The organism is Roseovarius aestuarii, from assembly GCF_019966515.1.
Classification (GTDB): domain Bacteria; phylum Pseudomonadota; class Alphaproteobacteria; order Rhodobacterales; family Rhodobacteraceae; genus Roseovarius; species Roseovarius aestuarii.
The window spans coordinates 44,459-57,221 of the sequence record NZ_JAIMIB010000011.1 but is presented as its reverse complement, the minus strand read 5'-3'; the positions used below and the strand labels follow the sequence as shown (position 1 = coordinate 57,221).

At 59.2% G+C, this 12,763-nt stretch carries 9 protein-coding genes; 4 read left to right on the top strand and 5 right to left on the bottom strand.

Features of this window, described 5'->3' with window-relative positions:
• The first annotated feature begins 127 nt into the window (after positions 1-127).
• Together LC334_RS13860 and LC334_RS13855 are read left to right on the top strand one after the other, a co-directional pair.
• Entirely contained in the window at positions 128-700 is a 573-nt protein-coding gene (locus LC334_RS13860; protein WP_085801202.1) for a LabA-like NYN domain-containing protein, read from the top strand.
• Between the two features lie 275 nt (positions 701-975).
• A complete protein-coding gene (locus LC334_RS13855) occupies positions 976-1,590 on the top strand; it encodes a 4'-phosphopantetheinyl transferase family protein (protein ID WP_223413000.1) in 615 nt (204 codons plus the stop codon).
• A 45-nt stretch (positions 1,591-1,635) separates the two neighbouring features.
• Here LC334_RS13855 and LC334_RS13850 read toward each other — a convergent pair whose 3' ends face one another.
• The 3 genes from LC334_RS13850 to ectB are packed head-to-tail and all read right to left on the bottom strand — an operon-like array spanning position 1,636 to position 8,083.
• Positions 1,636-2,547, bottom strand: a complete 912-nt coding sequence (locus LC334_RS13850) for a cupin-like domain-containing protein (RefSeq protein ID WP_085801204.1) — start codon at positions 2,545-2,547, stop codon at positions 1,636-1,638.
• The gene (locus LC334_RS13845; RefSeq protein ID WP_085801205.1) at positions 2,541-6,782 is read right to left on the bottom strand and encodes a Pls/PosA family non-ribosomal peptide synthetase; all 4,242 of its coding nucleotides are present in this window, start codon (positions 6,780-6,782) and stop codon (positions 2,541-2,543) included. Before LC334_RS13845 ends, LC334_RS13850 begins: the two co-directional genes overlap by 7 nt.
• Positions 6,779-8,083: a diaminobutyrate--2-oxoglutarate transaminase gene (gene ectB / locus LC334_RS13840; RefSeq protein WP_085801206.1), complete on the bottom strand. Its 1,305-nt coding sequence runs from the start codon at positions 8,081-8,083 to the stop codon at positions 6,779-6,781. The genes LC334_RS13845 and ectB overlap by 4 nt, the downstream gene beginning before the upstream one ends.
• Before the next feature lie 296 nt (positions 8,084-8,379).
• Here ectB and LC334_RS13835 point away from each other — a divergent pair, with 296 nt between their 5' ends.
• Positions 8,380-8,829: a hypothetical protein gene (locus tag LC334_RS13835; RefSeq protein ID WP_223412999.1), complete on the top strand. Its 450-nt coding sequence runs from the start codon at positions 8,380-8,382 to the stop codon at positions 8,827-8,829.
• Positions 8,830-8,904: 75 nt separating this feature from the next.
• On the opposite strand, the gene LC334_RS13830 is transcribed toward LC334_RS13835, so the two are convergent.
• Together LC334_RS13830 and LC334_RS13825 are read right to left on the bottom strand one after the other, a co-directional pair.
• A complete protein-coding gene (locus LC334_RS13830) occupies positions 8,905-9,546 on the bottom strand; it encodes a response regulator (RefSeq protein ID WP_217809120.1) in 642 nt (213 codons plus the stop codon).
• A 5-nt stretch (positions 9,547-9,551) separates the two neighbouring features.
• Positions 9,552-10,940: a sensor histidine kinase gene (locus LC334_RS13825; RefSeq protein WP_085801209.1), complete on the bottom strand. Its 1,389-nt coding sequence runs from the start codon at positions 10,938-10,940 to the stop codon at positions 9,552-9,554.
• A gap of 413 nt (positions 10,941-11,353) precedes the next feature.
• Between LC334_RS13825 and LC334_RS13820 the strand changes: the two genes are divergently transcribed.
• Positions 11,354-12,619 carry an alginate export family protein gene (locus LC334_RS13820; protein ID WP_223412998.1) on the top strand — a complete coding sequence of 422 codons (1,266 nt, stop codon included), beginning with the start codon at positions 11,354-11,356 and terminating at the stop codon, positions 12,617-12,619.
• Positions 12,620-12,763 lie beyond the last annotated feature (144 nt).

Sequence of the window (12,763 nt, the reverse complement as noted above, 5' to 3'; positions counted from 1 at the left end):
TTCTGCGTGGGGGCGGACACTTGCTTTCTCGGCTGAACCAATTAGTTTACGGAATACCTCAGTTGTTCCCAACCACTCACTAAAGAACACCATGACTGGGGCAAGATAATTCGGAAGGACATTTGAGATGTTTTACAAGGACGAACGGCTGGCGCTGTTCATCGATGGCTCGAATTTATACGCAGCTGCCAAGTCGCTAGGTTTCGACATCGATTACAAATTGCTCAGGGCGGAATTCATGCGTCGCGGGAAATTGCTGCGCGCATTCTATTACACAGCGCTCCTGGAGAATGACGAATATTCACCGATCCGCCCCTTGGTGGACTGGCTGAACTATAACGGATTCTCAATGGTGACCAAGCCAGCCAAGGAATATACCGACAGCCAGGGTCGACGTAAGGTCAAGGGCAACATGGATATCGAACTGGCCGTGGACGCGATGGAACTTGCGCCGCGCATCGATCATATCGTGCTCTTCTCGGGCGACGGAGATTTCCGCCCATTGGTGGAAAGCCTGCAGCGCCAGGGTGTTCGGGTCTCGGTGGTTTCGACTATCCGCAGCCAGCCGCCAATGATCTCGGATGACCTGCGACGTCAGGCGGACAATTTCATCGAGCTCGAGGATTTGCGCGATGTCATCGGCCGCCCACCACGCGAACCCTCTCCAGACCGGGAAGAGGCTTTCGCAGCCGGAAAATGATACGACTGAAACGGGGCTTCGGCCTCGTTTTTTGTGAGCGTACATCTCTCGCAAAGGGACGCTTTGTGGGCAAAGTAATTATTTTTAGTAAGAGATTTAATGGCGGGTCGCACCGTCAAGTCGACATTCATCGCCCGCGCACTGCTATGGAAACTGCTATTATGACGACCCGCATTGCAAGCTAGGAGGCCTTCGAGATGTGCAGCGGTTCGACAGCCTTCGCGCTTGAGAAAATGTTCGTTAGGAGTGGATGCACCGGAAAGATCGCCGTTCATTTGGATGAGGGTCCTACCGGTTTTCCCGAGCCACCCGGTCGTCAGGAAAAAGACTACAAAACCCGCCGCAAGGCTGAATTTGACGCGGGTAGAAAGATGGCAGGCCGCTGCCTTGAGACGCTGGGTTGTCCCGATCACACCATCGGGCGAGGCCCCCATCGGGAGCCGATATGGCCTGATGGGATCGCCGGGTCGATCACCCATACGGACGGGCTTGTCATTGCCCTTGCCTGCGAGGTGCCCGCGATGGCGTCGCTTGGCGTCGGCATTGATGCGGAAAGACTGGGAAGCGTAGAGGACGATGTATACGAAACCGTGTTCACCAAGAAAGAGCGTTTGTTTCTGGCTCGCGTCAACGCCGCTGACCGAACCCTGTGGGCGACTTGCGCCTTCAGCGCGAAAGAGGCCTTCTTCAAGGCGCAGTTTCCGCTGACGCGCGGGTTTGTCGACTTTCCGGATGTTGAAATCGCGTTTGACACCGAGATCGTTGAGACCGGTACCCTCCAGCTTAAACACCACATCGCCGCCTTGGAACTCTATCGCATCGTCGTTTCCTATCGCTGGCTCCGCGACTTCGTTGTGACCGCAGCCGTGGTACTCAAAACCACGGACTAAAGACCCGGGAGGTGGGCCGCGGGGCGACTGGGACGCCTACATGATTCACACTTGGCTAAAGTGATAATCAGCGATCTGGCGGGCGCTCAGCGCCTGCTCGCCAGTGGAACGGTGGAAATACTGCAGAATTTCGAATTCCGAGTCGCCCTCGCATCCGCTGGTGAGATAGTCGGTGAATTCCGCGGCGCCACGGGCATGAACGAAGTTCCAGGTGACGGAAACCGAATCCTCGACCGCAAGAACGTCATGCAGCCATCCATGCGGAATATAGATCATCTCTCCGGGCCTGACGAAGCCGTGAAAATCCGGCTCGATTGACAGTTTTTCGAGCGATGCATCGCGCACATCAACAAAACCGCCGAAAGACGAACCGTCGCGCTCTTTGCTGAGTTCTCCTGCGCGGTCTGGGTGGTAGAGAGCCGCTTCCTTCGTGCCATGAAACTGGCAGACCACCGCATCCGAGCAGAACGGGTCGCGGTGCATCCGGGTGCGTGCGCCACGCGCGGCCACCAGCAATCCGCGATAGGGGAAAGCGTCGGAGACCGGGTTGGCGCCCGCGCCCGTCCTGCTGACCGGTACGATCAGGTCGGATGTCGGCAGGCATCCCGGCATTCTCCAGGTCGCGGCGATGCGGGCAAACGCCTCGTCCCCCCAGGCGAATTCGACATCGCGCAGCTTGTTGTACCAGCGGACGTAAGGGACATCGGGTTCCATCTCTCCCTCAAGGCCGAACCATGTCTCGATATAGTCTTCGAGCGTCTGGATATCGTCGAGTTCGAAAAGAGATCCGTAGACCAGAGATGTCAGGTCGCCGATCCGTTCGACCAGCGCCGCAGGTTCCCATTGCGCGGCGTCATAGTCCAGCCCACGCACGACGACCGGGCGATTCCTGGCGATATAGTCCGCGACGAATTCCTCTGATGAGGGCATCGCGATGCTTTCGATCGGGTTCACCATCGTTTCTCTCCTGTTGTTGTTTTCGCGTCCTCTTTCGTCGCCGTTTCGCGCGCCGGATTGCCAGACCAGCGGGTGCCGGCCTCCACCAATGATCCTTTCATCAAGAACGCATCGGCATCCAGGGTGGCATCGTCCTGCAACGTGCAGCCGTAATGGATGAAGCCACCGACCCCAACGGTACAGCGCGCACCAAGGATGATACGGTCGGATTTGAACGTGCCGTCTTCGAGCGAGTGGCATTGCAGGCTGGAACCGAAGTTCAGCATGCAGTTATCCCCGATCTCGGTCATGCTGGGTTCGGTCAGCCCGGCGCCGTCGTCAAAGACATGCTTGCCGACACGCGCGCCCTGCAATCGCAGAAAGAACGGTTTCATCGGGGTGCCGTTGAACACTGTCAGGAAGGCGTTGTAGCTTAGTTTCCAGTATCTTTCGTGGTCCCAGAAATCAGGGTCATAGAGCGAGCAGTAGCGCGACTCGAGGGGCCGGAACCCGCTGGCGGCCCGCTCGCAGAAGATCGAAATGAGCGCCGCGACCAGCACGAATGCGAGGCTTGAGAAGGTCAATGCGAGGCTGGTCTGCACTGCGCCGGCTGACGCGCTACCGAGCATGCTCAGTGAACCCACCGCCAGCAACAGAGCCACGAAGGTCAGCGCCCATGATCGCAACATGTAAAGACCCAGCGTGATCAGGTTGGAACGCAATTTCAGCCGCAGACGCTGTTCCAGAATGCCCGGTCTCTTATAGTGGTCAAACCGCTGGTCACGCGCGACAGAGCGGGGAATTTCGAAAGATGGTGACCCGAGGAGGCCCACATTCCTGCGTTCCACACCGTCAATAGGCAGCGCCGCTTTCGTGGCGATAAGGCAGTTTTCTCCCAGCCTGGCATCTGCCGGATAATGAACGTCATTGCCGACATAGGTGTCGGGCGGCATCGACACCTGCCGCAACCTGAACGCGGTGGCCGAGGTCTCCTTGTTCAGCATCCGCAACCCGTCGGAGATAAGAGTGTTGCGGTCGAAACGGCACAGGAAAGGTGAATGGTGGCGCTGATCGACGCCGAAATTCGAGCCGGTCTGTGTGGTGCGCGACAGATCGTAACCGACCGCCGAAAGCCAGTAGACGATCATCGAACTGTCGCCGAAGATCGTGTTGAGCAAGCGGTTGTTGCTGAGCCGCTCGATGGTGCGAACCAGCTCGTATTGCATGCCGTAGATCGGGTGCGACACCTCGGGTATGACAAACAGGTTCAGGATGCGCGGCACCGCCAGAACGACAAGCATCGCCAGCAGCACCCCGCCGAAATAGAGGGCCGCAGCGCTGATCGCGAGGTTTATCAGCCGACCGCCCGGGATTGCGTAGAAAGGAAAATCGAACGAAATGCCGATGTCGACGGCGATGACCGCACATATGGCCGCGACCGGCAGGGTAATCAGGCTCAGGCTCATCAGGTGCACGACAGAAAAAACCGCTTTGCGTCGTGCGGAAGGCGGGTGCGGTTCCACCCGGTCGAAGCTGCTGGTCGCCTGTTCTGCCGGTGATCCCTGATAGGTTTTTACCGCGGGCACTTTCTGGCCTTCGAGCAGGCAAGAGGTGGTGCCGATCTGGCTGCCATCCCCGATCCCGCTGTCGATATCAAGCACCACCGCATCGCAGATCAGCACATCTTGCCCGATGTCGATCATCCCCGGATACACATAGCCGTCGCGGACCGTATAGCCGGGAAAAACCACATCCTGCCGCAGGGTGCTACGTGCGCCGATGCTGACAAGATCAGTGCAGACCGGCGGCGGCGACAGGATCACCGTATCGCGCCCCACCTTCACGCCGAGCAGGCGTAGGTATGACGCGTAAAGCGGCGTTCCCGCGAACAGGTTGAGCGGGTTGGCCTGGATTGCCTGCCGCGCGATCCAGAAGCGCAGATAGCCCAGGCTCCAAAGCGGTATCGGCCGGGTGGTGAAACGACCAATGACAGCCCACTTGGTCGCGATCAGCCCGGCGGCGGTGCCGAAAAACACCAGACACGTTGTGATGGCTGCGCGCAGATAAAGCGCTGTCAGTCCATCCGCGCCCTGCGCCCAACCGTATCCAAGCACCCCCCCAAACACCACTGCGAACACGGCGGCGGCATAGACCAGCACCTGCGCCACGCCGGTCGCCACGCATGCAAAACCGGTCGCGACATAGGGCGCGTCCTTGTGCTGGTCGGACCGGCGCATCGCGCCCTGTTCAGGCGCGGCGGTGTCCCCGGCGACCCGGGTAGCGGCCCCCGTGTCGATTCCGGCCTTCTGCGCTTCGTCCTCCAGCAACGCCGCGAGGGCCGCAATCGACGTATGCTCATAGAGCTTGCGCATCGAAACGCGGCGAATGCCGAGCTTTTTTCGGATCGCGGTGACATAGGCCGCCAGTTTCAGTGAATCGGCGCCGAAATCATCGAAAAAATCCGCCTCGACCGAGACCTGCGGGATCATCAGCACATCGGCGAGCAATTGCGCCAGTTCCGCCTCGAACACGGTCCGCGGCTCGACCATGTTCGCGGTGGTTGCCCCGCGCCGCACCGTTGTCGGCGCCGGCAGCGCCTTTCGGTCCACCTTGCCGCTGGCAAGCATTGGCAGCGTGTCGATCTGCTCGTAGAAATCCGGCGTCATGTAGCTTGGCAGCGAGGCCCGCATCACCATATCAAGCTGCGCGACATCCACGCTGTCGCCGAAACGCTCAGGTGTCACGTAGGCGACAAGCGCCGCCCCGCTGCCTTCGAGGTCTCTGAGGTCGGCAACCGCCTGACCAACGCCGTCAACGCCGCGCGCAACCGCTTCGATCTCGCCCAGCTCGATCCGGTAGCCGCGCAGTTTCACCTGGGTGTCGATCCGTCCAAGGTACTCGACCTCGTTCGTGTCGGTAAGGCGTCCCAGATCACCGGTACGATAGATCCGCGCGCCGGAATTATGCGGCAGCCCGAGAAAATCCGGAATGAAGGCCTGCTGCGTCCGTTCGGGCCGGTTCAGGTAGCCGTCGCTTACACCAATGCCACCGATACAGATTTCACCCGCGCTGCCGCGCCCCACCGGATGCCCGGTGTCAGGATCAAGGATCACGACCGAGTAACTCGGCAGTGGCCCGCCAATGGTAATCCCCCGCCCCGGTTCAAGCACGCACCAGGTTGCCGTGACGGTGGTTTCGGTCGGCCCGTAGAGGTTGAGAATACGCCGCCCCGGCCTGAACCACGGGTCGATCACATCGGCAGGGCAGGTTTCGCCGGAAACCAGCAATAGCCGCAACAGCGGCAGATCGGGTTCCAGTGTCGCAAGCAATGTCGGCACGCAGCATAGCGCGGTGATCCGGTTCGCCATGAGAAACTCATGCAGATCATCGCCCGCCAGCTTCGTGCGCGCAGGTGCGGGCACCAGCGTCGCCCCGGCGATGAGTGGCAGCCAGATTTCCTCGACCGAGAAATCGAAGGCGACGGTCAGCTGCTGATACACCCGGTCCGCCGGGCGAAACCCATAAAGCTTCCCGGCGATCGTCAGGAAATTGCACAGGCTGGACTGGCGGATCGGAACGCCCTTGGGCACCCCTGTGGACCCGGACGTGTAGACGATATAGGCAAGCGGGTCGGGGTCGAAACCGGCGGTGGCCGGGATGACCGGGCCAGAGGGCAATCCCCCGATCTCCTCGGCGTGGTCGTCAAGGGCAACGACCGGCACCGGCATGGCGCCGACCTGCCCCGCGAGACCGCGCAGGGTAATGATGGCATCGGCACCGCTGTCCCTGACGACAAAGCCGGTCCGGTCCGGCGGAAAGGACGCATCCAGCGGCACATAAGCGGCATCCAGTTTCGACAGCGCAAGGATCAGGGCATAAAGATCGACCGACCGGTCAAGCAGAAGCGCGACCTTGCTTCCGGCCCTGACACCCCGCGCACCCAAAAAGCGCGCCAGCCGGTTGGCGCGCGCCAGCAGGTCGGCATATGTGCAGGTCTGCCCGCCGTGGTCGATTGCAATCTGCTGGCTGGCCGTCCCGGCAAACCGGCGGCACCGCCGCTCGAACAACTCGTGAAACCGCGAGGGCAGGTTGCCTGTTGCCGGCCCGCCCTCTGCGCTTGTCAGAACCCAGGCGTGCGCAGGCCCATCGCAGGTTTTACTGACCGGAAACTGACGCAGATGCCAGGACGGGTTGAAATCCGCCGGTGGGTGCGCGCGCGACGGCAGTCCGGGCAGTTGAACAAGCGTGTCGCTCATGACGCGCGCGGCGTGCGGGCTGCCTGCTGTTCCACGGCGGCGCGCAGGATGCCAAGACCGTCGCCCAGCACCTCATCCGGCGTGGTCAGCGGTGCGAGAACCTTCACCACTTCGCCCCGCGCACCCGAGGTTTCGATGATCAGACCGGTTGCAAAACACCGTCGCGATATCGCGCCTGCGACGCGGCCATTACCGACATCAAGGCCCAGCATCATGCCGCGCCCCTTGACCCGTGCGGCAGGGATCAGTCTGGCCATGTCCTCCAGCGCGGCACGGATCATCTTGCCGCGCCGCCGTGCGTCCCGCATCAGGCCGTCATCCGACCAGAACTTGCCCAAAGCGATCGCCGCGGTGATGAAGGCCAGGCTGTTGCCCCTGAAGGTGCCGTTATGCTCGCCCGGTGCCCATTGGTCGATATCGGGATGGATCAGCACCAGCGACATCGGCAGGCCAAAACCGGACAATGACTTTGAAAGCACGACGATATCGGGCGCAATCTCATGTGGCTCGAAGCTGAAGAAACTGCCCGTGCGGCCACAACCGGCCTGAATGTCATCGACGATCAGCAAGGCACCGTGTTTTCTGGCGATCGCTGCGATCTTCTGCATCCACCCGCCGGATGCCACATTCAGCCCGCCCTCGCCCTGTACCGTCTCGACAAGGATCGCGGCGGGCAGGTCAAAACCGCTCGACGGGTCGGAAAGCGCCTTGTCAAGCTGGTCCGCGGTATCGACGTCGGGGCCCAGATACCCGTCGAAATAGGCGCGGGTCACACCATGTAGCTGAACCGCCGCGCCCATCCGGTGATGGCGATTTGCGGTGGCTGCCAGCGCGCCGGTGCTGCACCCGTGAAACCCGTTGGTAAAGGCAATTATCTGCAAGCGGCCAGTCACCTTGCGCGCCAGCTTCATCGCCGCCTCGACCGCGTTGGTGCCGGTGGGGCCGGGAAACTGCAGCCGGTAGGCCAGAGATCGCGGTTCGAGGATCAGGCGTACGAACGTGTCGATAAACTGCGCCTTTGCTTGGGTATGCAGATCAAGACCCATCGCGACCCCGCCGGTTTCGAGATACTCCAGAAGTGCTGCAACCATGTCGGGGTCGTTATGCCCGTAGTTCAGCGCCGAGCATCCGGCGAGAAAGTCGATATAGCTTCGCCCGTTCGCGCAGGTCAGCCTGCTGCCCTTTGCCGTCGAAAAGGTCGCATCGAAAGAACGGCAATAACTCCGGACTTCGGACTCGTGCAGAAAGGGGTCGGTCTCACTTTCCGCTTTGATACGATGCAGAGGCTGGATGTTTGACATCGGATTTCTCCCCGTTTGACGCAATAAGATCTGCCTTCGACGAGAATTAGAGCCTGTGGCAAAGCGTCTGGCGACGGACCAAGGCCGCACGACCTTTCAGACCTACGTCCGAGATCATGCCGCGCGGCTTGACTTCGGTGGCCGGGCGATGCTTCGGTTGAAATCTCTCAGACCTTCGTCCGCTTCGGCGTATGCGGCCTGAGGCTATGCTACCGCCGGGATTGCGATGTCACAGGCTTGGATGTTTCATGAGCGCTCGTAAGAAGCTGACGCGATACGCAACAGGGGCCGGCACCATGACAGCGATGGTGATGTCATTGCTTGTCGTGCCGGGCCTGCTTGGTCTGAGCGAGGAGCAAGTTTGGATCGTTGCCTCTGCAGCATATGCCAAAGACGGCAACAGCGGCGGCGGTAACAGCGGCAGCGGAAGCGGCAATAGTGGCAGCGACAACAGTGGCAGCGACAACAGTGGAAAAGGCAGCAGCAACAGCGGCAAAGGCAGCAGCAATAGCGGAAGAGGGAAAGGCCGCGGCAGTTATTCGGGCAACAATTATTCGGGCAAGGGCGGCGGGGACGCGGCGGGGCGACAGGCTGCGCCCGACATAATAGTTCGCCACCTCAACGGGTGGGTCGAGGAAATTCTCGCCGGCATATATGTGGTGCGTGACGCCAAAAACAGGACCGTCATACGCCGATCCGCCACGCCAACGGATATTATGCGAATGAACGGCGCCAATAACCGTTAAAGCATTTTGCATTGAAGTGACTGAGGTTCGTCGGTTTTCGAGCGAGCGGATGGTCCTGAAACCATGCGGCGGGTATCAGTTCCGCCCCCATTTATCGGTGGCAATCAGCGCGGCTTCGACCCGGTTTCGGGCATGCAGCTTTTCCATAATTGACGTCATGTAGTGTTTTACGGTTTTTTCCTGCAGCTTTAGAACGTTTGCCACTTCCTTGTTGCTGAGTCCCTTCGCAACCTGCCGCAGGATATCCTCTTCGCGTTTGGTAAGATCGTCGATGGGATCGCGGCCTTGCCCGGTTTTCTTCTGCGTCAGCAGGGTCAGAACGCGGCCTGCCAATCCGGGGGAAATGTGTGCGTTTCCCATCGCGACGCCGGTCAACGCCACGCGCAGTTCTTCGGCAGAGACGCCCTTGAGGACATAGCCCAGCGCACCGGCCTGCAGTGCGGCGGTGACATCATTGTCATCCTCCGACACCGTGAGCATCGAGATTTTCGGAGGCGCATCCATACCGGCAATCTGCTTCACCGCACTGACGCCACCGCCGGGCATTGATACGTCCAGCACAACCAGATCGGGCCGGTGCTTTTCAACCAGCGCCACGGCTTCAGTTGCGGATGCGCCCGCGCCGACCACTTCGAACTGGCCTGTCTCTTCCAGGCTGCGGACCAGACCCTCGCGAAAAATCGGGTGGTCGTCAGCAAGCACTACTTTGATTACCATGGTCATTACCCCTCTTGTATTGGCAATGTAAGGATAAGCGTTGCGCCGGTGTCGGCCGAACTTCGTATATCAATGGCCCCCCCGATACTTTCGGCCCGGTCCATCAGTCCCATCAATCCCTGGCCGCCATCCTCGCGCAAGGTCAGCGCGGATGCGGGGTCAAATCCCGGACCGTTGTCAGAGACAGCAACAACCAGGTGATCCGTGTCAGACTGGCAGGTAATTTCCACGTTCGCGTTTGGGGCGTGTTTCAAACAATTGGTCAGGCACTCCTGCACAAACCGGAAAACACAGAGTTTGGACGTGTATCCCAAACCCGCGATCGGTGGCGTCTCGATCCGCACGGAAACCTCTTGCTCAGTGTGCCGGTCGTGATCTTCAATGGCGCGTGCAATGATCGAACTGATATCCAGGTTATCCAGATCAGGCACCGCCAGCCCGCGCGACAACGCCCGTATCTCGGTAAGGGCGGTGTTCAGCGCCCGTTTGATATCTTTGGCATCTTTCGTACCCTTCCTGGATTTCGGCAGTACCGAATCCAGACGCATCGCAGCCAATGAGATGTACTGCGCCGGGCCGTCATGCAGTTCAGATCCCAACTGCCTCAGGGCACGCTCGGCCTGGGCGTTCGCACGGCCCGAGGCGGCGACGACACGCTGTTTCAGCAAGACGTTCTGCCGCGCCATATTTTGGCTTTTTTCCAGCTGCGCCTTCAGTTGTTCCTGCTGCCGCCGGATCGTGCTGCCACCGGCCTTCACGATCCCGTAAAGCAACAGGCCGCTGACCAGAAATGAAAGCCCGACCACCATCCAGCTTGAGGAACGGGCCCGTATCAGAGCCTTCTCCAGATCATCGGCGCGCTCGTAAAACTCCGCCACCGCGATGACGTCACCGGTCCAGGGTTCGGTGATCGGGCTGTAGACCTCAAGCAGCGGAAATCCAAGCAGGGCTTCCCGCTGGCTCTCTTCGTCGTCCAGCTCTTCATACGCCGCCGAAATACGCCCGTCCCAGGCGTTCAGCAGATCCTCGGACGGTGTAAAGCTTCGTCCAATCAGAGCCTCGTCCGATGCATAGGCAATCAACCCGCCCTTTTTCCATATTTTCACGGAAACTACCCGATCGCCAACAGCCGTGCCGCTGAATATTTCCGAAAGTGAACGCCGTGCGATCTCGGACAACTCGCCGCTGTCTACCAGCTCTTGGCTGAGCGGCGAAATGAAACTGTCCATGTAAAGCGCGACCGTCGACGCGGATTTTTGCACCACCGCTTCTTCGATGCGTTTAGAAACCCAACTGCCGACGAACAGCATTGCCGCCAACATAACAATGCCGCCCGCAAACAAGAACTTTCTGGGTAGTGTCTGCCTAGCCCAAAGCGCATCAAATAATGGCATCGGTTCTCTCTGTTCCTGATCGCACAATACTACCGATCACAGGGTGGGGAATAGACGAAAGTCTGACTGAACCGACGGGCACGTTATACGAGGATAGCTGTGCCGCGCTCACAAACATCACTTATTGGTCCCGCGTCCAAAATCCGGATTTTTCAGGAATGCGAAGCCGAGATTGGCATGCGTCGTCCAGAACCGGCACGACGTTGACCAAAAACCGTCGCGCAATGGCGTCAAAAGAAAATCTTCGCCAGACCTTGGTCCGATGAAAGAGGCGGTCAAATCGCTAGATATATCTGCACTGGCCCGGGCACAGAACTTTGCTCAGTCCCCCCAATGCGACGACGATATCAGGTCGAGGACGCATCGGCGATATGAAACAAATATGCAAATCGATTGCCATCAATTCAGTTTGCGTGGCAGCAATATCTGCGGCACTCATTTCAGGTGTTCCTGACCCTGCCGCTGCCGAAGACAGCGACAGCTGGGTCGAATTGCCCCTCGACGATGCCCCTCATGTCAGCTGGCAGCTTTCCGACAGTATCTCCATTGGTGCGGCCGCCGAAGTTTCAGCCCAACGTTCAGAAAACCTGAACCCGCAACTTGCAGCGGATGAGGACGAGATCGAGATCGATCTGGGGATGCTCCACGACAACGGCGGCGCAGTAACCTCCTACCTGGAGTTCAGTTTGTCGTCCGATATTCTGCACAACAACAGGCTCAATGCCCGCGATCTGATCTTCGATGTGAACGAGGCCTATATCAGCTTCCGCAGTAACGATGGAAACCAAACGCTGACACTCGGTCGCTGGTCCGTCACCGATGATCGCGAATGGCTCTTTGATCAGGAGCTTGATGGCATCCACTTTTTTCGGCGCGGTGAGAAATTTGCCGTCGAATTGTTCTATGCGCGCGAAAGGTTGTTCAATCAGGAATTTCTGAGCAGTGAAGGTGACGATGAACCTGATTATTTCTACGCCCGCGCCTATGCCAGGTTGACCGAAAACAACGTTGGCAGCCTCTACAGCCTGTTCCAGATGGGTCGCGACCCGGGTGACCCCGATTTGCTTTGGCTGGGCGCCTCCTTGGCGGGAACGGCCACCAATGACATCACCTATTGGGCCGAATTTGCCCATGTCCGGGGCACCGAGGCAAACCGCAAGGTGCGCGGCTATGGGTTTGACGTCGGCCTCACCAAGACCTTCGACCAGTTCCGATTTAATCCGAGAGTGACGGCAGGGATTGCTTTCGGGTCGGGCGATACCCGGCGCGGCACTGACACGGCGTTTCGGCAAACAGGCCTTCAGGGTAATTCAGGGCAGTTTGGCGGTCAGACAAGTTTTGCATATTACGGTGAAGTCTTCGATCCCGAACTCAGCAACCTGACGATCCTGACGATTGGAGCAGGATTTGACTGGCTTGAAGATTCATCCCTGGACGTCATGTACCACACCTATTTCCAACACAAAGGATCAGCCAGAATTCGTGACAGTGCGCTTGGTCAAAGACCGTCCGGGCGTAGCCGCCGTCTCGGTCAGGAAATTGATGTCATTGTTGCGATCAGAGAGTTCGAGAGTTTTGATATCGATGTTTTCGGCGGTGTGTATTTTCCCGGCTCTGCTTTTTCCATGAGTGACCAAGTGGCGGGAGCAATTGGCGTGGAAATCAATGCCGATTTCTAGAGTCCGAGCCACTCCTGCCGTTCATGCTAATTTGCCGCTCCGGGCATTTGGGTTCGGAGCAATGGTTTCAGAATTAACGCGAAGCATGCTTACGCTCTCACCTCTGGACCTCCCGGCCGGTAAGCCTTACCTGTAACCCGAACA

Bases quoted from the DNA above. Each gene is read 5' to 3' on its own strand.
- LC334_RS13835 (WP_223412999.1), top strand. From the start codon at position 8,380: ATGACAGCGATGGTGATGTCATTGCTTGTCGTGCCGGGCCTGCTTGGT.
- LC334_RS13850 (WP_085801204.1), bottom strand. From the start codon at position 2,547: ATGGTGAACCCGATCGAAAGCATCGCGATGCCCTCATCAGAGGAATTC.
- LC334_RS13830 (WP_217809120.1), bottom strand. From the start codon at position 9,546: ATGGTAATCAAAGTAGTGCTTGCTGACGACCACCCGATTTTTCGCGAG.
- LC334_RS13825 (WP_085801209.1), bottom strand. From the start codon at position 10,940: ATGCCATTATTTGATGCGCTTTGGGCTAGGCAGACACTACCCAGAAAG.
- LC334_RS13845 (WP_085801205.1), bottom strand. From the start codon at position 6,782: ATGAGCGACACGCTTGTTCAACTGCCCGGACTGCCGTCGCGCGCGCAC.
- ectB (WP_085801206.1), bottom strand. From the start codon at position 8,083: ATGTCAAACATCCAGCCTCTGCATCGTATCAAAGCGGAAAGTGAGACC.
- LC334_RS13860 (WP_085801202.1), top strand. From the start codon at position 128: ATGTTTTACAAGGACGAACGGCTGGCGCTGTTCATCGATGGCTCGAAT.